Origin of the sequence: Stenotrophomonas sp. FR012 (genome assembly GCF_047520565.2) — a bacterium.
In the GTDB taxonomy this organism is placed as follows: domain Bacteria; phylum Pseudomonadota; class Gammaproteobacteria; order Xanthomonadales; family Xanthomonadaceae; genus Stenotrophomonas; species Stenotrophomonas sepilia.
In genome coordinates, this window is the sequence record NZ_JAXBQL020000005.1 from 84,244 (window position 1) to 109,189 (window position 24,946).

At 67.8% G+C, this 24,946-nt stretch carries 18 protein-coding genes; 10 read left to right on the forward strand and 8 right to left on the reverse strand.

Annotation, left to right across the window (positions count from 1 at the left end):
- Positions 1-53: 53 nt before the first annotated feature.
- From ACM0O9_RS10470 to adh, 3 genes are all read right to left on the reverse strand, one after another.
- Complete coding sequence (locus ACM0O9_RS10470; protein WP_235649666.1) at positions 54-446, reverse strand: hypothetical protein; 393 nt, start codon at positions 444-446, stop codon at positions 54-56.
- A gap of 149 nt (positions 447-595) precedes the next feature.
- Complete coding sequence (gene adhP, locus ACM0O9_RS10475) at positions 596-1,624, reverse strand: alcohol dehydrogenase AdhP (protein ID WP_095379123.1); 1,029 nt, start codon at positions 1,622-1,624, stop codon at positions 596-598.
- Positions 1,625-1,699: 75 nt separating this feature from the next.
- Positions 1,700-3,241: an aldehyde dehydrogenase gene (gene adh / locus ACM0O9_RS10480; protein ID WP_005421161.1), complete on the reverse strand. Its 1,542-nt coding sequence runs from the start codon at positions 3,239-3,241 to the stop codon at positions 1,700-1,702.
- A gap of 236 nt (positions 3,242-3,477) precedes the next feature.
- On the opposite strand from adh, the gene ACM0O9_RS10485 reads away from it, so the two are divergent.
- Positions 3,478-5,367: a sigma-54-dependent Fis family transcriptional regulator gene (locus ACM0O9_RS10485; RefSeq protein WP_049413388.1), complete on the forward strand. Its 1,890-nt coding sequence runs from the start codon at positions 3,478-3,480 to the stop codon at positions 5,365-5,367.
- Positions 5,368-5,405: 38 nt separating this feature from the next.
- Here the strand turns inward: ACM0O9_RS10485 and eda are convergent, their stop codons facing one another.
- Both eda and ACM0O9_RS10495 read right to left on the reverse strand, forming a co-directional pair.
- The gene (gene eda, locus ACM0O9_RS10490) at positions 5,406-6,044 is read right to left on the reverse strand and encodes a bifunctional 4-hydroxy-2-oxoglutarate aldolase/2-dehydro-3-deoxy-phosphogluconate aldolase (protein WP_414604164.1); all 639 of its coding nucleotides are present in this window, start codon (positions 6,042-6,044) and stop codon (positions 5,406-5,408) included.
- Positions 6,031-7,050 (reverse strand): sugar kinase, encoded by a 1,020-nt coding sequence (locus ACM0O9_RS10495; protein WP_005421153.1) that lies wholly within the window; start codon positions 7,048-7,050, stop codon positions 6,031-6,033. The genes eda and ACM0O9_RS10495 overlap by 14 nt, the downstream gene beginning before the upstream one ends.
- Before the next feature lie 283 nt (positions 7,051-7,333).
- Between ACM0O9_RS10495 and ACM0O9_RS10500 the strand changes: the two genes are divergently transcribed.
- A complete protein-coding gene (locus ACM0O9_RS10500; RefSeq protein WP_414604163.1) occupies positions 7,334-10,084 on the forward strand; it encodes a TonB-dependent receptor in 2,751 nt (916 codons plus the stop codon).
- Positions 10,085-10,222: 138 nt separating this feature from the next.
- Complete coding sequence (locus ACM0O9_RS10505) at positions 10,223-14,026, forward strand: LamG-like jellyroll fold domain-containing protein (RefSeq protein ID WP_414604162.1); 3,804 nt, start codon at positions 10,223-10,225, stop codon at positions 14,024-14,026.
- A 34-nt stretch (positions 14,027-14,060) separates the two neighbouring features.
- Here ACM0O9_RS10505 and ACM0O9_RS10510 read toward each other — a convergent pair whose 3' ends face one another.
- The 3 genes from ACM0O9_RS10510 to ACM0O9_RS10520 are packed head-to-tail and all read right to left on the reverse strand — an operon-like array spanning position 14,061 to position 17,293.
- Positions 14,061-14,648, reverse strand: coding sequence for a cysteine dioxygenase family protein (locus tag ACM0O9_RS10510; RefSeq protein ID WP_005421147.1), 588 nt, complete (start codon positions 14,646-14,648; stop codon positions 14,061-14,063).
- Between the two features lie 51 nt (positions 14,649-14,699).
- The gene (locus ACM0O9_RS10515) at positions 14,700-16,322 is read right to left on the reverse strand and encodes a carboxylesterase/lipase family protein (RefSeq protein ID WP_005421145.1); all 1,623 of its coding nucleotides are present in this window, start codon (positions 16,320-16,322) and stop codon (positions 14,700-14,702) included.
- On the reverse strand, positions 16,319-17,293 hold the full coding sequence (locus ACM0O9_RS10520) for an alpha/beta hydrolase (RefSeq protein ID WP_095379115.1): 975 nt from the start codon (positions 17,291-17,293) through the stop codon (positions 16,319-16,321). Before ACM0O9_RS10520 ends, ACM0O9_RS10515 begins: the two co-directional genes overlap by 4 nt.
- 174 nt (positions 17,294-17,467) lie before the next feature.
- Here ACM0O9_RS10520 and ACM0O9_RS10525 point away from each other — a divergent pair, with 174 nt between their 5' ends.
- The 7 genes from ACM0O9_RS10525 (at position 17,468) to kduI (ending at position 24,913) form a co-directional block, all read left to right on the forward strand.
- Positions 17,468-18,295, forward strand: a complete 828-nt coding sequence (locus ACM0O9_RS10525; RefSeq protein ID WP_414604161.1) for a 2-keto-4-pentenoate hydratase — start codon at positions 17,468-17,470, stop codon at positions 18,293-18,295.
- Positions 18,296-18,335: 40 nt separating this feature from the next.
- Entirely contained in the window at positions 18,336-19,337 is a 1,002-nt protein-coding gene (locus tag ACM0O9_RS10530; protein WP_005421137.1) for a TRAP transporter substrate-binding protein, read from the forward strand.
- A gap of 10 nt (positions 19,338-19,347) precedes the next feature.
- Positions 19,348-19,878 (forward strand): TRAP transporter small permease, encoded by a 531-nt coding sequence (locus tag ACM0O9_RS10535; protein WP_005421135.1) that lies wholly within the window; start codon positions 19,348-19,350, stop codon positions 19,876-19,878.
- 3 nt (positions 19,879-19,881) lie between these two features.
- Complete coding sequence (locus tag ACM0O9_RS10540) at positions 19,882-21,165, forward strand: TRAP transporter large permease (RefSeq protein ID WP_005421133.1); 1,284 nt, start codon at positions 19,882-19,884, stop codon at positions 21,163-21,165.
- Between the two features lie 17 nt (positions 21,166-21,182).
- Entirely contained in the window at positions 21,183-22,772 is a 1,590-nt protein-coding gene (locus tag ACM0O9_RS10545) for a family 43 glycosylhydrolase (RefSeq protein ID WP_005421131.1), read from the forward strand.
- Positions 22,773-22,811: 39 nt separating this feature from the next.
- Positions 22,812-23,870, forward strand: a complete 1,059-nt coding sequence (locus ACM0O9_RS10550; RefSeq protein ID WP_005421130.1) for a LacI family DNA-binding transcriptional regulator — start codon at positions 22,812-22,814, stop codon at positions 23,868-23,870.
- Between the two features lie 194 nt (positions 23,871-24,064).
- On the forward strand, positions 24,065-24,913 hold the full coding sequence (gene kduI, locus ACM0O9_RS10555) for a 5-dehydro-4-deoxy-D-glucuronate isomerase (protein WP_005421128.1): 849 nt from the start codon (positions 24,065-24,067) through the stop codon (positions 24,911-24,913).
- Positions 24,914-24,946 lie beyond the last annotated feature (33 nt).

Below are 24,946 nucleotides of genomic sequence, written 5' to 3' on the forward strand. Positions count from 1 at the left end.
AACGGCAGGATGGCCGAGGTTGCCGGCCAGCGGCCGGCACTACCTGCATGCGCTCAGCGCGGATCGCGCGAGGCGCGACGGCCGAACCACCAGCCGGCCAGCAGTTGCAACGGCAGCGACGCCAGCAGTGAAATGACGAACCAGAACGGGAAATCCGCACCCGCCGTCCACATGGCGTAGCCACAGCCCAGCGCGACCAGCGACCAGATCGAGAAGCCGTGCGATCGCGGCCAGCAGGGCGCGTAATAGGTGGCAAAGGAAACCCCGGCGATGCCACCGAGCACGCTGAAGGTGAGATCCCAGCCCAGCTGCACGCTGTTGTTGTCCGGCGACAGGCCCAGCAACGGTGGCAGCCAGCTGGCGACGCTGCTGACCAGCGCAAGCGACAGCACACCGCCGATCAGGGCAACGAGGGACAGCAACAGGGTCTTGAGCACGCCAGGCATGCGCGCATTGTACGGCTGCGGCGGAGAACCCGGCATGCCGGCCAGCGGCCGGCACTACCGAAATGTGTGTGGATCCGATCCGATGAATCGGCATGGCCGCCGCGTCCGTGGGAGAGGGGGACGGAGCGACGGCGGCCATGCACAGGCGGTCAGGCGGCGAAGTCGAGCACCACGCGGCCTTCGATGGTGCCCGCATGCATGCGCGCGAACACGTCGTTGATGTTTTCCAGGCGGTCGGTGCTGACCGTGGCCGCGACCTTGCCCTCGGCGGCGAACTGCAGCGATTCCTGCAGGTCCAGGCGGGTACCGACGATCGAGCCGCGCACGGTAATGCCGTTGAGCACCATGCCGAAGATGTCCAGCGGGAAGTTGCCGGGCGGCAGGCCATTGAGCGAGACAGTGCCGCCACGGCGCACCATGCCCAGTGCCTGCTCGAACGCCTTCGGCGATACCGCGGTGACCAGCGCACCGTGGGCGCCGCCGATTTCCTTCCTGAGGAACGCGGCCGGGTCGGTGGTGCGCGCGTTGACGGTGACCTGCGCGCCCAGCTGGCGGGCCAGTGCCAGCTTGGCGTCGTCCACGTCCACTGCGGCCACGTTCAGGCCCATCGCACGGGCGTACTGCACGGCCATGTGGCCCAGGCCACCGATGCCGGAAATCGCCACCCAGTCACCGGGCTTGGTGTCGGTGACCTTCAGGCCCTTGTAGACGGTCACGCCGGCGCACAGCACCGGCGCGATCTCGACGAAGCCCACCTCCTTCGGAAGCAGGCCGACATAGTTGGCATCGGCCAGTGCGTACTCGGCGAAGCCGCCGTTGACCGAGTAGCCGGTATTGCGCTGCGTCTCGCACAGCGTTTCCCAGCCACCCAGGCAGTGTTCGCAATGACCACACGCCGAGTACAACCAGGGGATGCCGACCCTGTCGCCTTCCTTGACGTGCCCTACCCCGCCTCCCACGGCCACGACGTGCCCCACGCCCTCGTGGCCGGGGATGAACGGCGGGTTCGGTTTCACCGGCCAGTCGCCCTCGGCGGCGTGCAGGTCGGTATGGCAGACGCCACAAGCCTCGATCCTGACCAGCACCTCGCCCGCCCCCGGGCGCGGTACCACGACTTCCTCGATGACCAGTGGCTTGCCGAACTCACGGACGACGGCGGCCTTCATGGTTCTGTTCATGCATGCTTCTCCGTAGTGCGCTTGCAGACAGGATGGCGCCGGCCCCATGCCTGCGCCTTGATCCCGATCAATCCATCAGAAGAAGCCGAGCTTCTTCGGCGAATAGCTGACCAGCAGGTTCTTGGTCTGCTGGTAGTGGTCGAGCATCATCCGGTGGTTCTCGCGGCCGATGCCCGACTGCTTGTAGCCACCGAATGCGGCGTGCGCCGGGTAGGCGTGATAGCAGTTGGTCCACACGCGCCCGGCCTGGATGGCACGGCCCATGCGGTAGAGGCGCGCGGCGTCCCGGCTCCACACGCCGGCACCCAGGCCGTACAGCGTGTCGTTGGCGATCTGCAGAGCTTCTTCCTCGGTCTTGAAGGTGGTCACCGCTACCACCGGCCCGAAGATCTCCTCCTGGAAGATGCGCATGCGGTTGTGGCCCCTGAATACGGTGGGTTTCACGTAGTAACCACCGGCCAGGTCGCCACCCAGGGTGTTCTGCTCGCCACCGATCAGCACTTCGGCCCCTTCCTGCTTGCCGATGTCGATGTAGGAGAGGATCTTGTCCAGCTGTTCGGCGGAGGCCTGTGCGCCGATCATGGTGTCCGGGTCCAGCGGATCACCCTGCCTGATCGCGGCCACGCGCCTGAGCACCCGTTCCATGAAACGCTCGTAGATGGATTCCTGTACCAGCGCACGCGACGGGCAGGTGCACACTTCGCCCTGGTTCAGCGCGAACAGCACGAAGCCCTCCACGGCCTTGTCGAGGAAATCATCGTCCTCGGCCATCACGTCGGCGAAGAAGATGTTGGGCGACTTGCCGCCCAGTTCCAGCGTCACCGGAATCAGGTTCTGGCTGGCGTACTGCATGATCAGGCGGCCGGTGCTGGTCTCGCCGGTGAAGGCGATCTTGGCGATGCGTGGGCTGCTGGCCAGCGGCTTGCCTGCTTCCAGGCCAAAGCCGTTGACGATGTTGAGCACGCCCGGGGGCAGCAGGTCACCGATGATCTCCATCAGCACCAAGATCGAGGCCGGGGTCTGCTCGGCCGGCTTGAGCACCACGCAGTTGCCGGCGGCGAGCGCCGGGGCCAGCTTCCAGGCCGCCATCAGCAACGGGAAGTTCCACGGGATGATCTGGCCGACCACACCCAGCGGTTCGTGGAAATGATAGGCCACGGTGTCCTTGTCGATCTCCGACAGGCTGCCTTCCTGCGCGCGCACCACGCCTGCGAAATAGCGGAAGTGGTCGACCATCAGCGGGATGTCGGCGTTGAGGGTTTCGCGGATCGGCTTGCCGTTGTCCCAGGTCTCGGCGCGCGCGATCAGTTCCAGGTTCTGCTCGATGCGGTCAGCGATGCGGTTGAGGAGGTTGGCGCGCTCGGCGGTGGAGCGCCTGCCCCAGTCTTCCTTGGCGGCATGGGCCGCATCCAGCGCGGCCTCGATGTCGTCGGCGTTGGAGCGCGCCACCGAGGTGAGCACCCTGCCGGTGATCGGCGTGATGTTGTCGAAGTACTGGCCGCTGCGCGGTGCCACCCACTGGCCACCGATGTAGTTGTCGTAGCGGGGTTTGAACAGCGTGCCGGGACCGGCCGGGTCGGTTGAGGGCGAGGGCGGGATTGAAGCAACGGCATTCATCGGGGGCACTCCTTGGATGGCCCGGACAACCCGGGACCTGCCCGGCTACCGCAACGAGCGTGCCAATCCCGCTGGTGCTGCGGCGCATCACGCGGCGCGGCGGCATCAGTGTTGGCGGTCCCCTGGCGGAATGCCGCAGCGCACCAGTGGACGTCATGGCACTTGAAGGCGGGATGTGCTTTTAATCGAAACAGTGCCCGCAACAGCTGTCGCAGAATGCGACAAGGAGCGAGAGGGTGTCCCAGCCGATTCTTCCCGAGCGCGTCGGCGGCGCGCGCCGTGCCTTCTTCGAGCGCGGTGCAGTGCCGGCTGGCGTGGTACCCGACGCCATCCTGCAGTCGTGGCGGCGCTGCCAGCGCCAGGGCCTATCGGTGGATGCACGGCCCGACGTGGCGCCGGTGCCCGAACCCTCCCTGCGCGAACTGCGCCAGCGCCGCGAGCGCCTATGGCGGCTGGCCCGGCCCGAGCTGGAAGGCCTGGCCGGCTCGCTGGCCAGCAGTGATGGCATCGTGCTGCTCACCGATGAGGAAGGCTGGGTGCTGGATGCCGAGGGCAGCAACAGCTTCCTGGACCGTGCCGGCCAGGTCGCGCTGATGCCCGGCGTGCGCTGGGACGAAGGCACCGTCGGCACCAATGCCATCGGCACCGCCATCGTCGAAGGCCGCGCCCTGCAGGTACGCGGCGGCGAGCATTTCTTCGCCCCGCACGGCATCCTCACCTGCTCGGCCACACCGATCTTCGATCCCTTCGGCCAGCGCGTGGGCGTGCTCGACATTTCCGGTGACGCGCGCCACGCCCATCTGCATGCGCTGGCGCTGGGTCGCCAGGCCGTGGACCAGATCGAGCACCGTTACTTTGCCGACGGACTGGACGACTGCGAACTGCTGCACCTGCATGCCCAGCCGTTGCTGCTGGGCAGCCCGCGCGAAGCGCTGCTCGGCTTCCGCAACGGCCGCCTGGTGGCTGCCAACCGCGTTGGCCTGGGGCTGTTCGGGCTGGACCGGCACGACATCGGCCACGCCTCCTACGAGGCCCTGTTCGACCAGCCACTCGCGCGGCTGCACGACGACGGCATGCTGCTGGACCGGCAGGGACGCGCGCTGTACGGCCACAGTGAAAGCAAGCGCCGCGCACGCGCCGGCAGCGTCGTGCCCGCACGCGCTCCGCGCGTGGTCCCCGTGGCTCCCGTGCCGGCGGCGCCCGGCACGGTGCTGGCCACGCCGGTGCAGCAGCAGTTGCACCGGGCCGTGCGCGTGCTCGATGCCGGCCTGCCGGTGCTGGTGCAGGGGGAGACGGGCACCGGCAAGGAAGTATTCGCACGCGAGCTGCACCGCCGCAGTACGCGCGCCGGCCAGCCGCTGGTGGCGGTGAACTGCGCGGCCCTGCCAGAGGGGCTGATCGAAGCGGAGTTGTTCGGCTACGAGGAAGGGGCCTTCACCGGCGCGCGCCGGCAGGGCAGTACCGGCCTGCTGAGGCAGGCCCAGGGGGGTGTGCTGTTCCTCGATGAGATCGGCGACATGCCGTTGGCCCTGCAGCCGCGACTGCTGCGCGTACTGCAGGAACGCGAACTGTCACCGCTCGGCGGTGGCCGTCCGGTAAAGCTGGACTTCGCCCTCGTCTGCGCCAGCCACCGCGACCTGCAGCAGGCCGTGGCCGACGGACGCTTCCGCGCGGACCTGTACTACCGCATCGCCGATCATGTGGTGCACCTGCCCACCCTGCGCGAACTGGACGAGCGCGGCGCCCTGCTGCAGGCGCTGTGGGCACCGATGGCCCAAGGCCGCGTACTGCAGGCCGAGGTGCTGGAGCTGCTGCAACGGCAGCGCTGGCCGGGCAACCTGCGGCAGCTGCAGGCCTGCCTGCGCACCCTGGTGGCGTTGAGCGACCCCGGCGAGCCGATCACTGCAGCACACCTGCCGGCGGACCTGATGAGCACGCCGCTGTCGCCGCAGGTGACGGCCGCAGACAGCGCCTGCGCTGTCCGCGGTGGGCTGCGCGATATCGCCGAGGAGGTGATGCGTCAGGCCCTGCAGGCCGCCGACGGCAACATCTCCGCGGCGGCCAAGCAGCTGGGCATCAGCCGCAGCACGCTGTACCGGCGCCTGGGCCGGCCCGCCACGCGCTGAGCGCGCGCGACGGTGCCCGGTGCAATGCAGCAGCGGCCTCAGCCGGCCAGCACCGCGGCCTCGCGGGCCAGGCGTTCGATGGCATCCCAGTCGCGGGTCTGCAGCAGCGCCGGGGTGGTCAGCCACGAACCGCCCACGCACAGCACGTTGGGCAGGTGCAGGAACTGTGGTGCGGTCTGCACGCTGATCCCGCCCGTCGGGCAGAAGCGGACATCGGCGAACGGCCCGTGCCAGGCCGACAGCAGCGCGGCGCCGCCAGCCTGCACGGCAGGGAAGAATTTGAACGTATCCAGGCCGTGCTCCAGGCCCAGGATCAATTCCGACCCGGTGGCCACGCCCGGCAGGTAGGGCAGGTCGGCATCGCGGGCGGCTGCATACAGGGCCGGCGTAGCGCCGGGCGACACGGCGAAACGCGCGCCCGCCACCCGGGCCGCCTGCATCTGCGCGGGCGTGAGGACGGTGCCGGCACCGACCACGGCATCGGGTACCGCCTCCCGCATCGCCCTGATGGCGTCCATCGCCTGCGGCGTGCGCAGCGTGACTTCGATTACCGGCAGGCCACCACGGAACAGCGCCTGTGCGACCTGCACGGCCTCCTCCACCGAGCCGGGGGTATACACCGGAATCACCGGTGCCAGTTTCAGCACCGCGCGCACGCGCGGATCAGCGGCGGACATCGAATCGCTCCTCGCCCATCAGGGCCAGCACGTCAGCTTCGCTGACAGGATTGAAATCACCGGGGATGGAATGCTTCAGGGCCCCGGCGGCCAGGCCGAAGCGCACAGTGGCGTCGGCATCAAGGCCGGACAGGATGCCATGCAGGATGCCGGCCGCGAAGGCATCGCCACCGCCGATGCGATCGACGATGCCCTGCAGCTGGCGCACGGGCGCCTGCGCGCGTGTTCCGTCGCGGCCCAGCAACAGTGCACCCATCGCATGGTGGTCGACGCTTATCACCTGCCGCTGCGTGCACGCCATCCACTGCAGCTGTGGAAACGCTGCGAACGCAGCGACGGCGGCGGCCTCGACGCGGGCGACCGGCTCCTGTTGCGTGAACGGCCGGTCCAGCACCACCTCCATGTCACGGTGGTCGGCGAAGACGATGTCGGCCTGGGCGAACAGCTCGTGCAGCACGGCCTGGGCGTCACCACCCCAGCGCTGCCAGAGCCTGGGGCGGAAGTTGCCGTCAAAGGAAACACGAACCCCGGCCTGCCGCGCCGCGCGTGCGGCATCCAGCGTCGCTGCGGCGACCTCCGGCCCCAGTGCCGGGCTGACCCCGGACAGGTGCAGCCAGTGCGCGCCCTGCAGCAACGCCGGCCAGTCATGGTCGCCCGCAGTGCTGCGCGCGAACGCCGAGTCCGCGCGGTCATAGACCACTTCGCTGGCACGCTGGACCGCCCCGGTGGTGAGGAAATACAGCCCCATCCGAGCGCCCGGCACCTCGTGAACGTGGCGGGTGTCCACGCCGTGCCGGCGCAGTTCTGCCAGCGCGTGGGCACCGAGCGGGTTGCCTGCGACCGCGCCGACCATCGAGACCTGGTGTCCCAGCCGGGACAGCGAGACACCCACGTTGGCTTCCGCTCCGCCCACGTGCACCTGCAACTGCGGAGACTGCAGCAGCAGCTCGCGGCCGGGCGCACCCAGGCGCAGCAGCAGCTCCCCGAAACACACGATACGACCCATCTCCGCTCCTTCGTGCTTGCCGCCAGCGTGGGACACTGCGCGGCATGGTTGTGGACCACGTGGGGGTGTGGCGTTGACTAGCGGTGTCATTCTAGACCGAAGTTGCGCTGCGGATGCTCGGTTCGTATGTCGAAACCATTGTCCTGCAAGCGTCTTGGAGACATTGCGGATCTGTTGCGCTGCAAGATGCCCGATTCGAGGCGTGCTGTTAACGTCGGCTTTGACCAGCGGTGTCATTCCGCTGCACAGCTGCGATACCAGACCTTTGGGAGAGGGGAAAGGCATGCAATCTCGGATCCACGGAAAAAAGACACCGGTTACCTTGCTGGCAATGGGCGTGGCGCTGGCCCTGTCCACCACGGCGGCTGCCCAGCAGCAGGCCGCCACCGATCTGGACACGGTTACCGTCACCGGCTACCGCGCCAGCGTTGAAAAGGCGCTGGACATCAAGCGCGGCGAAGCCGGCGTGGTCGACGCCATCGTTGCCGAGGACATCGGCAAGTTCCCCGACCTGAATCTGGCCGAATCACTGCAGCGCATCCCGGGCGTGGTCATCACCCGCGAGGCCGGCGAAGGCCGCAACATCTCCGTGCGCGGCCTGGGCCCGGATTTCACCCGCGTGCGCATCAACGGCATGGAGGCGCTGACCACCGTCGGCGCCGGTGACCAGAGCGGTGGCACCAACCGCGGCCGTGGCTTCGACTTCAATGTGTTCGCCTCGGACCTGTTCTCGCAGCTGCTGGTGCGCAAGACCGCCTCGGCCGACGTTGAAGAAGGCTCGCTGGGTGCCACGGTCGATCTGCGTACCGCGCGGCCGTTCGACTATGAGGGCTTCACCTTCGCCGCCAGTGGCCAGGCCAGCTACAACGCCATGGTCGAGAAGGCCGACCCGCGGGTCGCGGCGCTGGTATCCAATACCTTCGCCGATGGCACCTTCGGCGCCCTGCTTTCGGTGGCCTACTCCGAGCGCCAGGCGCTGGAGGAAGGCTCCAACACCGGGCGCTGGGCCAACGGCCCGAGCAACGGCAATTTCGCGGCCTCTTCGCCGTTCGCCGCAGCGCGTGGTGCCAACGTGTTCCATCCGCGTTTCCCGCGCTACGTGCAGATGGAGCATGAGCAGAAGCGCCTGGGCGTGACCGGCTCGCTGCAGTGGAAACCCGGCGATGCCACTGAAATCTCGCTCGACGCGCTGTACTCGAAGATCGATGCCACCCGCGATGAAAACTACATCGAGGCGATCTCCTTCAGCCGCGGCACCAGCAGCACGCCGCGCCTGGTCGGCAAGCCGGCCATGGTGGTCCGCAACGGCGTGATCGAGAACAACGCCCTGGTCCAGGGCGAGTTCGACAATGTCGACATCCGTTCCGAAAGCCGCCATGACGAATGGAGTACCGAGTTCAAGCAGATCGCACTGAACGGCCAGCATCGCTTCGGAGATGATTTCACCCTGTCCGGCAAGATCGGCATCTCGCGCTCCAGGCATGAGAACCCCGTGCAGACCACGGTGATCATGGACAAGTATGACGTCGATGGTTACAGCTACGACTATCGTGGCAACAACCGCGCGCCGGTCCTCAACTATGGCATCGACCCGACCAACCCCAACGGCTGGGAGCTGGCGGAAATCCGACTGCGGCCGCAGTACGTGGACAATGACTTCGATACCGGCCAGATCGACTTCAACTGGAATCTCGGCCCGGGCTTCCGCCTGAAGGGCGGCGTGCTGGCCAAGGACTACACGTTCAGCACCACCGAGCTGCGCCGTGCCAGCGAGCTGGCCGTACCCGGCTTTGCCGATGGCACGAAGGTCGTGCCGGCGGGCATGACCACGCCCGCAGGGCTGAAGGGCATCAACGGCAGCCCCGCCAGCTGGGTCGTCCCCGACCTCGGGGCGATTGCCGAGCAGTTCGACATCTACAGCAACAGCGGCAGCTTCGCGGTGGCGCCGCGTGCCAACAATGTGCGCAGCGTGGAAGAAAAGGACCGCGGTGCCTACTTGATGGGCGAGTTCTCCACCGAACTGGGCGGCCTGCCCCTGTCGGGCAACGTGGGCGTGCGGTACGTGCGCACCAAGCAGTCCTCCACCGGCCTGTCCACGCTGGCCAACGGCACGGTGCAGACCACGGCCAACCGCACCTATGACGACACCCTGCCCTCGTTCAACCTGGTGGCGGAAGTCACGCCGGACTTCCTGATCCGGCTCGGCGCGGCCAAGGTGATGAGCCGGCCGGGACTGGGCAGCCTGACGCCCGGTGCGACCGTGGCTGTGGCCGGCGGCGCGCGCACCATCTCCAGCGGCAATCCTGACCTGGATCCGATCCGCGCGACCAATGTCGATCTCGGCTTCGAATGGTACTTCGCCGAGGGTGCGATGGCCGGCATCGGCCTGTTCTACAAGGACATCGAGAGCTTCATCCAGACCACCCGCGAAGTGCGTCCCTACAGCGACAGCGGCCTGCCCGCCTCGCTGCTGGAAGGCACCGGAGCCTCGGCCAGCGATGACTTCACCTACAGCAAGCCGGTCAACACGCCCGGTGGCGAACTGCACGGCGTGGAAGTCAACTACACGCAGCCTTTCACCTTCCTGCCCGGCAAGTGGGCCAACCTCGGCATACAGCTGAACTACACCTGGGTGGAATCGAAGATCCAGTACCTCAACTCGGCAGGTCAGCCGGTCATGAAGACCGATCTCACCGGCCTGTCGAAGTCATCGTGGAACGCGACGCTGTTCTACGAAGGGGAGCGGTTTGCCGGCCGCATCTCGGCGACCAACCGCGATGACTACCTGACCCAGGCCCCTGGCCAGGAGACCGGCTTCAATCTGGATGGCTACCACGGCATGACCGGCACCACGGTGTTCGATGCCTCCGTCCGCTACAAGATCAGCGACCAGCTGGAACTGAGCCTGGAAGGCATCAACCTGACCAACGAGGCGTCCGACGAGTGGGTCTACTCGCCGCTGACCGGCCGACTGCCGTTGCAGTACACCGAAACCGGCCGCCAGTTCCTGCTGGGCGTGCGCTACAAGTTCTGAGCAACGCCGGCGGCGCGTGCCGATACGCGCCGCGGTTCGCCATGACCGCTGCTGCGCCGCAAGGTGCCGCTGCGGCGTGGCCTTGCTACGGTCCGGCGGCCCGCCGCCGGCCGTCGCCCGTTGAAAGGAAATGTCTCCATGCCGCACCGCACGACCGTGTTCCGCTGCCTGCTGCTGGCAGTCGCCCTGGCCGCAGGCCCCGCGACGGCCGCCGCCGATGTCCCCACCCTGCTCTTCCATGTGGATGCCAATCACGGCCTGCAGGCCGTGACCGCTCACGGTGAGGCCGTAGCGAACTTTCGCGACAAGGTGGCGGCGGTCGACGACGGCAAGCATGGCAAGGCCATCCAATGGGAAGACGACGGCGTGCTTGCCTGGGATGCGCCGGGCAACATCCTGGCCCAGCGCGGCACGCTGGCCTTCGACTGGCGTTCACGCTACGCGGTGGGTGAAGCGCCGTTCGTGATCTTCCGCGTCGGCTACGCCGACCACAGCAGCTGGGACATGGCCTGGCTGCGCATCGACTGGAACGGGCACGGCTTCGATGCCTTCGTCACCGACGCCAACCTGGCACGCACCCGCGTGTCGTTCCGCATGGATGCACTGCCGCGTCCCGACCAGTGGTTGCACCTGGCCTTCGCCTGGGACGAGGACCAGGGCGTGCGCCTGTTCATCGATGGCCGCGAAGTCGCGCGCGCGCAGGCCACCGGCGATTACGATGCCGCGCTGGACCAGCTTGGCCTGGCCGGTCGGGTGATGGCGCCGTACCAGGTGCAGAGCCGCTACAACTTCCTGCGTGGCAGCGATTTCCAGCACATCCGGGTCTACGACCGCATGCTGGATGTGCCAGCGGTGGCAGCGCTGGCTCGCGGGCGCGAACCGGCCAGCGCCGTGGGGGTTGCCGATAGCACGCGCGCCTGGCGCCACCGCTTCGGCTGGGATGGGGCTGCACCCCCAGCGGTGGCGGCGGGCGGCGCCCGCATCCGCAAGATCGAATTTGCCGACACCCGTGACCTGAAGGCGTGGATGTGGAAGGCCACCGATGGCATCGCCGAAACCACCTGGCCGGGCGTCTACAACCGCTCGTGCCTGCCCGGCCGCAATGACTACTTCCAGCTTCCGGACTGGAACACCTATGTGGAAGGCGGCCAGCACCTGGACCTGACCCTGCCGGCCACCGAAACGGTGAATCGGGTGGAGATCCGTGGTGCGGCCTTCGGCACCCTCTCCCACGGGCCCGACGCCGAACATGCCACCGACGTGCTGGTCACGCGCCCGCGCGGCGTGGTGCGCAGCGTCGACAACATTGCCGCACAGCGCGGCGGCGTGCTGCGCTTCAGCAACGTCGAGCAGGAAACACCGATCCAGGAAATCTGGGCCTACCACGTGAGCGAGGGCGGCGAGCCGGAAGGCACGGTGAAGCAGACTTACATCATCGACAGCCACGCGCTGCCCGACTACACCAACCTGGACGCATTGCGCCGCTACATCGATGGACGTTTCCCGGCCGCCGAACGCAGCACGGTGATGGCGCTGCCGAAGGGCGCCGGTTCCCGCCGCCGGGATGCCGGCACCCTGCCTGCGCATCCGCGGCCCATCGTGCACGTGCTGATCCCTTCCGGGGTGGGCGATGCACCCGCCAACCAGCCGCTGATCCGCAGCTGGGCCTACAGCTGGGAGAACATGCACGACGGCCTGGACGGCGTGGCCATCGACCTTCCTGCGCTCAACCTGCCGCCCACCCACGATGGGCTGATCCCGCTGAACATCCGCATCAAGGATCCGATCTGGCCGGCGCGCGACATGATCGACGTATCGGTGTCGGTGCCACCAGGGCAGAAACGCACGCTGTGGCTGGACCTGCGCGATCGCATCCTCACCCCGGACAGCCTGTGGCTGAGCATCGCCTCGGCCGCACCGGGCTTCGATGCCGATGCCCTCGACGGTGCGCAGGTCCGGCTGGTGTTCAAGCCGCGTGCCGACGCGCTGAGGGAGCACGTGGCCGACCGCTTCAACCAGGTCCGCGACAACTGGGGTTTCCTGGTGGAGGAGCACACCACGTCCAAGCGCCAGCGACTGTACGCGCGCGTGTATGCGGACCTGAGCGACCTGCTGCGGGTGGACCCGGACCATGAACTCGGCCGCCTGTACTGGAACTACATCAGCTACAACAGCCAGGGCCGCCCGCCCTACACGGCGCCTGCCGTGCCCAGGGGCGTGCCGGCGTGGGCATTCAACCAGGTGCAGGACCTGGCGCAGGTGCGGCAGTTCGTCGACTGGTGGATCGATGAACGGCAGGTGGCCTACGGGGATTTCGGCGGTGGCATCTCCGACGATTCCGACCTGACCCAGCAGTGGCCGGGGCTGGCCCTGATGGGTGTGCAGCCGGACCGATTGAACGCCTCGCTGACCGCGCTGTCCGATGCGGTGTACCGCAACGGCATGTTCAGCAACGGCTTGAGCACCATCGAGACCGACGAGCTGCATTCCTATGAGGAAGGCATCAACACCAACAGCGCCATGCTCTACCTCAACTGGGGCGATCCGCTGACGCTGGAACGCCTGATGGAAACGGTGAAGGCCTTCGACGAGCGCATCATCCTGCGCAACCCGCAGGGCCACCTGCTGTTTTCCAGCAACTGGTTCGGTGGCAACAAGGTCTACCGCGAACCGAACTGGCAGTGGCAGAAGCCGTATTCTTTCCCGGTGCTGCACCCGGCGTTCCTGCTGGGCCAGTACAACGCCGATCCCACCGGCCGCGCGCTGGTGATCGGCCTGGCCGATGGCTATCTGGCCCACGCAGGCAAGGACGACAAGGGACGCTTCACCCTGCCCAACGAGATCAACTGGGCCAGCGGTGCCACCCGCGGCGGCGAGTTGAACAACGGCTCCGGCAGCGGTGACACGATGCACACCTTCTGGGCGGCGTGGCGCTGGAGCGGCGATGCGAAGTACCTGCAGGCACTGGACTACCGCGTGGCCCGTGGCGGCCCGGGCGCACTGGCCAACCTGGGCGAGAACGTCGTGGACGTACTGGGCCGGCAACAGGACTGGTACCCGCTGCTGCGCGCCGAGGCCGACGCGGGAAAAACCGGTTTCGCCAGCCTGATGGCGTGGCAGGCCAGCGGCGACAGGTCATACATCGCCGCCCTGCATGCCGACGGCCTGCAGGCGAAAGTGCAGCGCGCATACATGAACACCGAGGGCCACTGGTGGTCCGACCGCGTGGAAGCGCCCAGTGAATTCCTGCAGCGCGCACGCCTGGGTGGCATTGCGCTGAAGCGCAACCAGAGTTGGCCCGGCCATACCGTCAGCTGGCGCTTCGACCGCGAGGGAGCGGCCGAACAGGTCGCCCTGCTGGTGCATGCGCCGTCGCGTGAACGTTTCACCGTTACCAGCTACAACCTGGGCACGCGCACCATCGGCGCCGACATGACCGGCTGGAACGTGGCCAGCGGGACCTGGCGGATACGCAGCGGCGTGGATGCCGATGGCGATGGCCACATCGACGGCACGCCCGCCGAACGCCGCGTGCAGCTGGAAACCAGCGCTTCGGTAGCGCTGCAGTTCCGTCCCGGGCGTACCGAGGTGTTCGAGTTCGAACGCGTGTCCGAGGGAACACCGGTGGAAACACGGCCGGACCTGGGCGTGGGTCGCGGCGACGTACGCATCGACGGCAGCCAGCTGCAGGTGACCGTGCACAGCCTGGGGCATGTCGGCACCGGCGTGGGCGTAGCAATGCTGGAAGACGCGCGCGGTCGCGAGATCGCCCGCACGGACGTGCCGGCGCTGGGGGCACCGAGTGACCTGCAGCCGAAGACCGTGCAGGTCTGGTTGCCATTGCCGGCCGGCGACCGCAGCGGCCTGCGCGTGCGCGTGGCGTTGGCCGACGGTGGCGAGGAAGTGACCCGGCTCAACAACGTGGTCGGCGTGCCACGATGATGCCTGCATTACGCCCGGCTTGATCCGGCGCGGGTCAGGACGCCTCGGTCTCCAGCCGCTTCATCCGGCGCTGGTACCAGCCATCATCCAACGGCTCGAACACCGCGCTGCGTTCCATCACGCCCTCGTAGACGTGCAGCGACACGGCCACGTCTGCGTCGCTGGCGTTGCACAGCGTGTGGTACTCGTGCGGCGGAATCAGGCTGCCGGCGCTACCGCGGTGGCCGTACAGCGTGGGCTGGGCGGCAAAGCGATGACGTTCGCCATCCTGTTCAATCAGCGCATAGGGAGTGACGATCAGTTCGCCCTGCCAGACACCCTCCACGCACCACATGGCATCGTGGTCATGCAGGGGCGTGCCCTGGCCTGGGCCCCAGCACATGGCGATGACGCTGTAGCCCAGGGTCGGGCTGCGGTGCAGTTCACGGCGTGCGTAATGCCCTTCGACCGGGCGCCGCACGCAGGGGGGCAGCTGGATGGACGGATCGACGATGGCCTCGCGCAGCACCCGCTGCAGCGCACCGGTGATGGCCTCCGGCGTACCCAGCATCACCGCGGCATCGATCGCAGCGAACAGCCGCTCCCGGCCGGTGAATGACGGTGGCAAGGACATCGTTCCCATGTCCCGACTCTAGCCGAGAGGGGTTAACAGAATGTTTGCACCGCGGTGTCATCACTGCGTACCGCGCTGCACGAACGGTACTTTCGCGTACAGCGCACGTTCGCCGGCACGAGGATCGTCCACCACGCCGCTCTGGCGATCGAACAGCATGGTCTGCCGCCGGGGCAGCGCGTAGGGTGGCCATTGCGGCATTCCGCGATGATTGGGGTCGCCGTTGCGCGCGAAGGCGATCAGTGCGTCGCTCATTGCCGCCGCCAGCGTATGCGCATCCGCGCCGCCACCAGTGCGTGCGCCGGGCAGGCCGGCGTTGTCGAACACCAGTGGGATGTCCAGCGTGTGGAAGGCGCGCAGCCGGCCTTGCTCCACCGGTGAGCCCCAGTCCAGCTGGTAGGCCCAGGTGGGCGCGGCCCCACTGGGCTGGCGCGCACGCGCTTCCAGTTCCTCCACTGCGCCGCGCCAGGAACGGCCTGCGGTAGTGGCCGCGAAGAACACCTCCGAAGGCGTGTAATGCGGGTACAGGCGCCGGTACTCGGCGATCACCGTCTGCGGCAGCAGATCCACGAACTGCTGGCGTTGCAGCTGTGCCGGCAGCGTGTCCCAGGTCAAGGTGAAGTTGGCCGGATCGTTGCCGAGGAAGGCGCGGGTCTCGTCGCGCGTATTGCCGATCACCATCGGAATGCTGGCCGACTGCCGCGGTGCCTGCGGCCAGAACGGATGCACCGGAAGGGAGACTTCGTCCAGTACCGGCCCGAAGTACAGCGATGTGCTTTCCACCCGCGATGGATCGCGGGCACGGGTGGCTGCAAGCAGATCGGCGGCCGGGAGCCGCAGCAGGGCAGACAGGTCCTTTGCACCCACTGCCTCCATTGCAATGGCGGCGCGCTGTGCGGCGGCACGCGGGCCGGCCGCGGTGACCTGCTGCCCGCTCATCGTCCACGCGCGCTGGAACAGGCCGCGTGCCGCGGGCATCGCCATCAGCGTGGCGATCTTGGCGCCGCCCCCGGACTGGCCGAACACGGTGATGTTTCCAGCGTCACCGCCGAAGATCGCCGCGTGTTCGCGTACCCACTGCAGCGCCTGTACCAGGTCGAGCTGGCCGACATTCCCCGACGCGGCGTAGCGTGCGTCGCCAAGTGCGCCCAGGTACAGGTAACCGAAGGTGTTCAGCCGATGATTGAGGGTCACTACCACCACATCGCCGCGGCGGCACAGCGCACTGCCGTCGTACAGCGGATCGCTGCCGGAGCCGTTGTTGAACCCACCCCCGTGCATGTAGACCAGCACCGGGCGGCGGCCGCCATCCCCCAGTGCGGGGGTCCAGACGTTGAGGAACAGGCAGTCTTCGCTGCCGGGGCCTTCCGCGCCGCCCTGCGGTGCGGCCGCGCCATAGTCCAGTGCGTCGGCGATCCCGTTCCATGCCGCTTCCCGGCGTGGTGGCTGGAAGCGATGGGTGCCGGTATCGGCGCCGTAGCGCATGCCGCGGAATACCAGCACGCCTTGTTCATGCTGGCCGCGCACGCGCCCCCCGCGCACGCGGACGATCGGCAGGCGTTCGTCGCGTGCACCGGGCAACGCCGCTGCCGGCAGTGCCACCAGCGTGGCCGTGGCCAACGCCCAGCGCGCGCTGTCGCGCAGGAAACGGCGGCGCTGCAGATCGTCGGGTGCTCCCGTCATCGGCTGCCCTCCGCACCCTTTCCTGCTGTCAGCCATGCCTGTGCCAGCGCTGGCCACTGCGCCAGGGTGGAGCCGGGCTGCAGGCGCATGCCGAAGCCGTGGCCACCATGGGCGAACACATGCAGTTCGTGCTCGACACCTGCCCTGGCCAGCGCCTGCGCCATCACCTCGCTGTTGTGCACGCTGACCACGCGATCGTCGTTGGCATGGATCAGCATGGTCGGTGGCATGTCCGCGCGCACGTGCTCCTGCACCGAGTACTGGGCCGCCAATGCGGGGTCAGGGTGCTCGCCCAGCAATCGCCCGCGCGAACCGCTGTGCGCATGCGCGCCCATGTCGATGACCGGGTAGACCAGCACCGCCCGTGCCGGGCGCGCGCTCAGCTGATCGATCGCATCGCGTGCGGGATAGACCGGAGCATCGAAGCCGGTGGCCAGCCGCGCAGCCACGTGGCCGCCGGCGGAAAAGCCCATGACCGCCACATTGTCAGCCTCCAGGCCGCGGCGTGCGGCCTGGTCGCGCACGACCCGCAGCGCACGCTGGGCATCGGCCAGCGCCGCCTGGCGGTCCCTGCCCGGCTGCGGCAGGCGGTAGCGAAGCACGAACAGGGTGAAGCCTGCCCGCTGCGCCCAGTCCGGCACCAGCGCGCTGCCCTCCTTGTCGATTACCACCCGCTGGTAGCCGCCGCCCGGAATGACCAGCACCGCCTGCCCGTTCGGACGTGGCGGCGCGTGCACGATCATGTATGGCGCATCGATCCCGTCCACGAACCGGTCCGGATGGGCCGGATCGGGGCTGCGCTCAACCACCCGCGCCTTCCGTGCCGGAGCGCTCTGGCCCGGTACCTGGCCGTCCGGCCACAGCGGCAGGCGTTCGCCCGCCACCTCCCCGGCAAGCCGCTGGCCGTCGCGCAGCGGGACGTCGGCGGCACGTGCCGGGGCAAGCGTCAACAGAACGCACAGGAACAGCACAAGAGGGGGCAAACGCATGGCGGACCGGGCTCCAGCGAAGGGTGGGCAGCGTGCCGCAAGCGCCCCGGAAGCGGGTGTGATGCGCTGCGGCTTGCGCGATGACACCGGTTTACCATATACACCTCCTGCAGACGCTGTCGATGGGCAGTGCAACAACGCAGAGGGAGACCGTTCTTGAGCAACGAACACGGCACACAGGGGCAGAGGCCGGCGCCGGACGGTGCAGCCGCCATCGCCCGCGCCTTCACCGATGCACGCCGCGCAGGCAAGGCCCTGCCCGCGTTCCCCGGAGATATCCCCGGCGATCTGGTGGCTGCCTACCACGTGCAGGACCAGGCCATCGGTCTGTGGAGCGATACGGTGGTCGGCTGGAAGGTGGGTTACATCGCTGCCGAGCGCCGCGACGGTTCCGGCGATGAGCGCCTGCTGGGGCCGATCTTCAAACGTCAGCTCTGGAATGATACCGGTGGAACAAGCGACATCCCGGTCTTCGTCGGGGGCTTCGGCGCAGTGGAAGCAGAGTACGTGCTGGAGCTGTTGGAGGACGCGCCGGCCGGACAGCTGCACTGGTCCCCGGAACAGGCCGAAGCGCTGCCTGCGCGCCTCTACATCGGCGTGGAAGTGGCCAGCAGTCCGCTCGCCACCATCAACGAACTCGGTCCGCGCGTGGTGGTGGCCGACTTTGGCAACAACAATGGCCTGGTGCTGGGCCCGGAGATCGTCGACTGGACCGCACGCGACGAAAACTCGCTGCGTGCCGAGACACTGATCGAAGGTGAGGTGGTCGGCACCGGTGGCGCCACCCGCCTGCCCGGTGGCCTGCGGGCGGCCTATGCCTTTGCGCTGTCCCGTTCGGCCCTGCGTGGCCGGCCGCTGCGCAAGGGCGACCTGATCGCCACCGGCAATGCCACCGGCATCCACGATATCGAGGCAGGACAAACGGCGCTGGTGCGCTTTGCCGGCTTCGGTGACATTGCCTGCCGGGCCGTGCCCGCGGGATGACCGCGGGGCTGCCCTGGTGAACACGCGCGGGAGGGCGCAGATGATCACACGACGTAACTTCCTGGCCGGTGGCGCTGCTGCCCTGGCCACCCCGATGCTCGCCGCCTGTGGCCGCGGGCCGGGCAGCGATATGGCCGGTGGCGCGCTGTTGACCGCCACCGACGTGCATGTGGCCGACTACCCTACCGTCAGCGCGGTGAAGTGGATCGGCGAAACGCTGCAGCGCGAAACCAACGGCCGCCTGCGCCTGCGCCAGTACCACTCCGGCCAGCTGGGCCGCGAATCCGAGGCGATCGACATGGCGCGCTTCGGTGCCATCGATATCACCCGCGTCTATGCCGGTGCGCTGAACAATGCCTTTCCGCTGACCCAGGCGCTGTGCCTGCCCTACGTGTTCACGTCGGTGGCGCACCAGCGTGCCGTGTTGGATGACGGCGTGGCCGAAGCCGTGCTGCGCGGCTTCCAGGGCCGCGGCCTGGTCGGCCTGGCGATCTACGATTCCGGTGCACGCTGCTTCTACAACACCAAGCACCCCATCGTTTCGCCCAAGGACCTGCACGGCCTGAAGCTGCGCGTCGCCTCATCGGACATCTTCATCCAGCTGATGCGCCTGCTCGGCGCCAACCCGACGCCGATGTCGCTGGGCGACACGTTCTCCGGCATGGAAACCCACATGATAGATGGCGCCGAGAACAACATGCGCAGCTTCCATTCCAGCCGCCATTTCGAAGCGGCGCACTACTGGTCGCAGAGCGACCATTCGTACGCGCCGGACGTGTTGCTGATGTCGCGTGCCAGCTTCGAACGCCTGTCGCCTGACGACCGCCAGCTGCTGCTGCAGACCGCGCGCGCATCGGTGAAGGTGATGCGCGAGCAGTGGGATGCGTCGGAGGACGCCGCACGCCGCGCCGTGCTGGCCTATGGGGTGAAAGCCAACGAGGTGGACATGCCCGCCTTCCGCACCGCCGCCCAGCCGCTGCTGCAGCAGTACCTGCAGCAGCCGGAGATCGCCGCGCTGGTCGACCGCATCCGCGCCGCCTGAGGACACTGCCATGACCGAGACGACGACGCCCGCCACCGGGCCTGGCCAGCGCCTGCTGGACCGCATCGCCGACATCGCCATCTACGGCGCCGTTGCTGCCCTGCTGGGGCTGGTGGTGGTGCAGGGCTGGCAGGTGTTCGCGCGCTACGTGATCAACGATTCGCCCAGCTGGACCGAGCCGGTCACGCTGCTGCTGCTGGCCACGGCGATGAGCCTGGGTGCCGCCTGCGGTGTGCACACCAACCGCCACTTCGGCTTCTTCCTGCTGCACGCCTGCATGGGCCCCGGCCTGCGCCGTGCGGTGGACGTGCTGGTGCAGCTGGTTGTGGCGGTGCTGGGAGGCTTCATCGCCTTCTGGTCGGGTGATCTGCTGCTCGACGGCCTGGACATCAAGACCGCCGGCGCCGATCTGCCGCAGAGCATCAACTACCTGCCACTGGCGGTGGGCGGCGGGCTGATGCTGCTGTTCGCGCTGAACCGTGCGTGGAACGCGCTGCAGGCCCGCGCCACCGGCGCCGAAGACGCTGAAGGAGATCGTTGATCCATGGGTATCACCATCCTGTTCTCCGTGTTTGCCGTGTTGCTGCTGCTCGGCGTGCCGGTGGCTTACGCGCTGGCCGCAGCCGCGCTGGCCACCCTGCTCTACCTGGATATTCCCAGCATCGTGCTGGTGCAGCAGATCTCGGCCGGTACCGGCTCGGCCTCGCTGATCGCCATTCCGTTGTTCATCTTCGCGGGCGAGATCATGATGCGCGGCGGCATCTCGGAGCGCCTGATCGCCCTGGCCTCGTCGCTGGTTGGCCGCTTGCGCGGTGGCCTCGGCCAGGTCTCGATCCTGTCCTCGCTGTTCTTCGGTGGCGTGTCCGGCTCGGCCATCGCCGATGTCTCGGCGGTGGGCGGCACGATGATCCCGCAGATGGTCAAGCGCGGCTATGACCGCGACTTCGCGGTGAACGTCAGCATCACCGCCGCGCTGGTGGCGCTGCTGGTGCCGCCGTCGCACAACCTGATCCTGTTCTCGGCCGCTGCTGGCGGGGGCCTGTCCATCGCCGACCTGTTCGCCGCCGGCATTGTCCCCGCGCTGCTGATGACGCTGGCGCTGATGGTCACCGGCTATGCGGTGGCGCGCCGCCGCGGCTATGGCGTGGAGGTCTTTCCCGGCTGGCGCGCCGTGGCCCTGCGCATCGTCTCCGCCCTGCCCGGCCTGGGCTTGGTCGCGCTGATCTTCATCGGCATCCGTGCCGGCATCTTCACCGCGGTGGAAAGCGCAGCCATCGCCGTGGTTTACGCCTTGCTGGTGACCACCGTGCTGTACCGGCAACTGCGCTGGCGCGAGTTCTTCGACACCGTCATCCATGCCGCGCGCAGCACGGGCGTGATCCTGTTCGTGATTGCCACCGCCGCCGTGTTTGGCTGGCTGCTGGCCTACCTGCAGGTGCCCGCGGCCGCCGTCGAGTTCCTGCAGTCGTTCGCGCACAGCCAGTTCATGGTGCTGCTGATGATCGTGGTGATGCTGCTGCTGCTGGGCACCTTCATGGACCTGGCGCCGATGATCCTGATCTGCACGCCGATCTTCCTGCCGGTGGCCCGCGCCTACGGCATCGATCCGATCCACTTCGGCCTGGTGCTGGTGCTCACCGGTGGCCTGGGTCTGGTCACGCCCCCGGTAGGCTCGGTGCTGTTCATCGGCACGGCCATCGGCAAGATCAGCGTGGGCCAGAGCATGCGCACCATCTGGCCGTTCTGGTTCGCCGCGCTCGCCGTGCTGCTGGTCGTGGCCTTCTTCCCCTCACTGTCGCTGTGGCTGCCCGCCGCGCTGCGCGGCTGAGCCACAAGGAGACTGCCATGCGTGCACTGCGTATCGCCGCCACCGCCACTCTGCTCGTGCTGTTGCTGCCGGCACGGCCTGCACCCGCGGCGGAGGCCGCGCGCGCCCCGGCGCAGTGGGCGCGGGGGCTGGAACACCAGCGCCAGGCGGACCGTGGCGATGGCACGTTCCTCAATCCGGTGCTGGCCGGCGACCATCCGGATCCCTCGGTGCTCAAGGACGGAGACGATTACTACCTCACGCTGTCGTCGTTCGACGCCTATCCCGGCCTGCCGATCTGGCACTCGCGCGACCTGGTGAACTGGCAGCCGCTGGGCCATGCGATCACCCGCAACGTGGGGGCGATCTGGGCGCCGGACATCGTCAAGCACCGGGGGCGCTACTTCATCTACTTCCCGGCCCGCACCGGCGAGCGCCGCAGCAACTTCGTGGTCTGGGCCGATGACATCAAGGGCCCGTGGAGCGCGCCGATCGACATCGGCCTGGGCGGCTACATCGATCCCGGCCATGCAGTGGGTGAAGACGGCAAGCGCTACCTGTTCCTCAGTGGCGGTGATTACGTGCAGCTGGCCGACGACGGGTTGAGCGTGGTCGGTACGCCGAAACACGTCTATGACGGCTGGCGCTACCCGCAGGACTGGGACGTTGAGGCCTACGCGCAGGAAGGCCCGAAGATCCACGTCCGCGACGGCTGGTACTACATGACCACGGCAGTGGGTGGCACCGCCGGTCCGCCGACCGGGCACATGGTGATTACGGCGCGCTCGCGTTCGATCCACGGACCATGGCAGAACGCGCCCAACAACCCGATCACGCGCACGCAGTCGGCGGCCGAGCCCTGGTGGTCACGCGGCCACGCGACGGTGATCGAAGGGACCGATGGGCGCTGGTGGATGATGTACCACGGGTACGAGAACGGCTTCTGGACGCTGGGTCGGCAGGCCCTGCTCGAACCGATCGAATGGACCGCTGACGGCTGGTTCCGGGCCAACGGCGGCGACCTCGGCCAGCCACTGCGCAAGCCGGCAGGACAGGCGCTGTCGCCTCATGGCATGGCGCTGTCGGATGATTTCCGCGGCAGCACGCTTGGCCCACAGTGGGCGTTCTTCAACCCGGCGCAGGACGAGTACCGCCGGCTGGGTTTCAGTGGCAACGGCCTGGTCCTGCAGGGCAAGGGCAGCACGCCGCGCGATGCCTCGCCGCTGACCACCATCGCCGGCGACCGGGCCTACCAGTTCGAGGTGGAGATGGAGATCGCCCCCGGTGCCGTGGGTGGCGCGCTGCTGTTCTACAGCGACCGGCTGTACGTGGGCGTGGGCAGCAACGGCGAGTCGTTCATCATGCATCGCTACGGCGAGGAGCGCCCTGCCAGGCCGGCGCCGGGCCGCGGCGGCCGGCTGTGGTTGCGGGTGACCAACAACCGCCACATCGTCACCTTCCACTCCAGCACCGACGGGCACACTTGGCAGAAGTATCCGGTTCAGATGGAAGTGTCCGGATACCATCACAATGTCGCGGGCAGGTTCCTGGCGCTGAAGCCGGCGCTGTATGCGGCCGGCGACGGTGCGGTAACCTTCCGCAACTTCCGCTACCGCGCGCTGGACTGAGCGCGGAGCCGGAATCCCCAGACTTACCGGGTTCAAAACATGTCAGTGCGCAACAAGAACGATGCCGCTACGCCGGCATTGGCGAAGGGCAAGGTAGCCACCATCAACGACATCGCGCGACTGTCGGGTGTATCCAAGAAAACGGTTTCAAGAATCATCAACAACTCGCCACTGGTGCGCAAGGACACTCGCGACAAGGTGGAAGCGCTGATGCGTGAAGTGGGCTATACGCCCGATCCACTGGCCCGCGGGCTGGCGTTCCGCCGCTCCTTCCTGATCGGCATGGTCTACGACAACCCCACCGCGCAGTACATCGTGGACATGCAGTACGGCGCGCTGGATGCATTGCGTGGATCCAGCTTCGAGCTGGTGGTGCATCCCTGTGATAGCCGCAGCCCCGGCTACATCGAAGGCGTGCGTCGCTTCGTGCAGCAGCAGAAGCTGCACGGCGTGATCCTGGTGCCGCGTGCCTCGGAAGACCAGGCGCTGGCGGACATGCTGGATGAGATCGGCTGCCGGTTTACCCGCGTGGCAGCGCTGCCGCTGGACGAAAGCTCGCAGATGGTGGTCACCCATGACCGCGATGGTGCGGCCGAAGCCGCCGACTACCTGCTCTCGCTCGGCCACCGTGACATTGCCCTGGTGACCGGTCCCAGCGCCTACCGTTCGGCCCATGAACGTACCGCCGGCTTCATCGACGCACTGTTGCAACGCGGTATCGAGCTGCCGAAGGACCGCATCATCGAGGCCGGCTACACCTTCGAATCCGGTGTAGCCGCTGCCGAGAAACTGCTGCTGGGCAAGCGCCGCCCGACCGCCATCTTCACCGGCAACGATGAAATGGCTGCCGGTATCTACAAGGTGGCGCTGCGAGCGGGCATCAACATTCCGCGCCAGCTGTCCATCGTCGGCTATGACGACAGCCCGCTGGCCTCGCGCCTGTGGCCCTCGCTGACCTCGGTGCGCCGGCACACGCGCGATACCGGGCGCACCGCCGCGGCGATGCTGATCCAGCCCGAAGGCCAGGCCGCGCTGCCCATTGCCAGCGTGCGGCCGCACCTGATCGTCCGCGATTCCTGCCAGCCGCCGGAGGATTGATCCCCCAGGGATCAATCCTGCAGGTCATGACCTCTGGTCGTAACACGCCCCTGCCCCATCCACCCGATCCACCGCGCCTGCGGGCCATCCGGCATCGTGCGACGCAAAATGACACCGGTTTCCTGTCTGGCTAGAATCGACCGTGAACCGCGCCGGGGCCGACCCGTCGGCCCGCCCCCCGCTCTGGAGACGCCATGTACAGCAAGACCCATTACGCCACCCATCCCGATGCCATCCACGGTGCCAGCAACGACCAGCTGCGTGACCTGTACCTGCTCGATGGCCTGTTCAACGCCGGTGCGGTGACCCTCAAGTACACCCACTACGAGCGCTTCGTGATTGGTGGCGCCGCCCCGGTGGACGCACCGCTTGCGCTGCCGACCCAGACCGAACCCGCTTCGGCCGCAGGCCACCCATTCCTGGAGCGCCGGGAACTGGGCGTGATCAACGTCGGCAGCGGCACCGGTACGGTCACCGTGGATGGCACCGTCTACACGCTGGGTCCGAAGGACGGTCTGTACGTGGCCATGGGCAGCAAGGAGGTCGTATTCGCCTCGCAGGACGCCGCCAACCCCGCCCAGTTCTATCTGGCCTCGACCCCGGCCCATGCCCGCTTCGAAACCAAGCAGCTGTCCATCAAGGACGCCGTTGCACTGGACCGCGGCGCGCTGGAAACCAGCAACGAGCGCACCATCTACCAGTACATCGTGCCAGCCACCTGCCAGTCCTCGCAGCTGCTGCTGGGCCTGACCGTGCTCAAGCCGGGCAGCGTATGGAACACCATGCCGCCGCACCTGCACGACCGTCGCAGCGAGGTCTACTTCTACTTCGACCTGGGCGACAGCGACCGCGTCTACCACTTCATGGGCGAACCGGACGCGCAGCGCCACATCGTGATCCAGAACAACGAAGCGGTCGTGTCGCCGCCGTGGTCGATCCACATGGGTGCCGGTACCAGCAACTACGCCTTCATCTGGGCGATGGGTGGCGAGAACCTGGACTACACCGACATGCACGTGCTGGACATCTGCCAGCTCAAGTAAGCCCGCCTGGCCGCCGCGCACCGTGTGCCGGCG

Coding starts and splice junctions, on each gene's coding strand:
- adh (WP_005421161.1), bottom strand. CDS start 3,241: ATGAATGCCGTTGCTTCAATCCCGCCCTCGCCCTCAACCGACCCGGCC.
- adhP (WP_095379123.1), bottom strand. CDS start 1,624: ATGAACAGAACCATGAAGGCCGCCGTCGTCCGTGAGTTCGGCAAGCCA.
- ACM0O9_RS10510 (WP_005421147.1), bottom strand. CDS start 14,648: ATGGGAACGATGTCCTTGCCACCGTCATTCACCGGCCGGGAGCGGCTG.
- ACM0O9_RS10545 (WP_005421131.1), top strand. CDS start 21,183: ATGCGTGCACTGCGTATCGCCGCCACCGCCACTCTGCTCGTGCTGTTG.
- ACM0O9_RS10550 (WP_005421130.1), top strand. CDS start 22,812: ATGTCAGTGCGCAACAAGAACGATGCCGCTACGCCGGCATTGGCGAAG.
- ACM0O9_RS10530 (WP_005421137.1), top strand. CDS start 18,336: ATGATCACACGACGTAACTTCCTGGCCGGTGGCGCTGCTGCCCTGGCC.
- ACM0O9_RS10540 (WP_005421133.1), top strand. CDS start 19,882: ATGGGTATCACCATCCTGTTCTCCGTGTTTGCCGTGTTGCTGCTGCTC.
- ACM0O9_RS10500 (WP_414604163.1), top strand. CDS start 7,334: ATGCAATCTCGGATCCACGGAAAAAAGACACCGGTTACCTTGCTGGCA.
- ACM0O9_RS10505 (WP_414604162.1), top strand. CDS start 10,223: ATGCCGCACCGCACGACCGTGTTCCGCTGCCTGCTGCTGGCAGTCGCC.
- ACM0O9_RS10470 (WP_235649666.1), bottom strand. CDS start 446: ATGCCTGGCGTGCTCAAGACCCTGTTGCTGTCCCTCGTTGCCCTGATC.
- ACM0O9_RS10495 (WP_005421153.1), bottom strand. CDS start 7,050: ATGGGTCGTATCGTGTGTTTCGGGGAGCTGCTGCTGCGCCTGGGTGCG.
- kduI (WP_005421128.1), top strand. CDS start 24,065: ATGTACAGCAAGACCCATTACGCCACCCATCCCGATGCCATCCACGGT.
- ACM0O9_RS10515 (WP_005421145.1), bottom strand. CDS start 16,322: ATGACGGGAGCACCCGACGATCTGCAGCGCCGCCGTTTCCTGCGCGAC.
- ACM0O9_RS10535 (WP_005421135.1), top strand. CDS start 19,348: ATGACCGAGACGACGACGCCCGCCACCGGGCCTGGCCAGCGCCTGCTG.
- eda (WP_414604164.1), bottom strand. CDS start 6,044: ATGTCCGCCGCTGATCCGCGCGTGCGCGCGGTGCTGAAACTGGCACCG.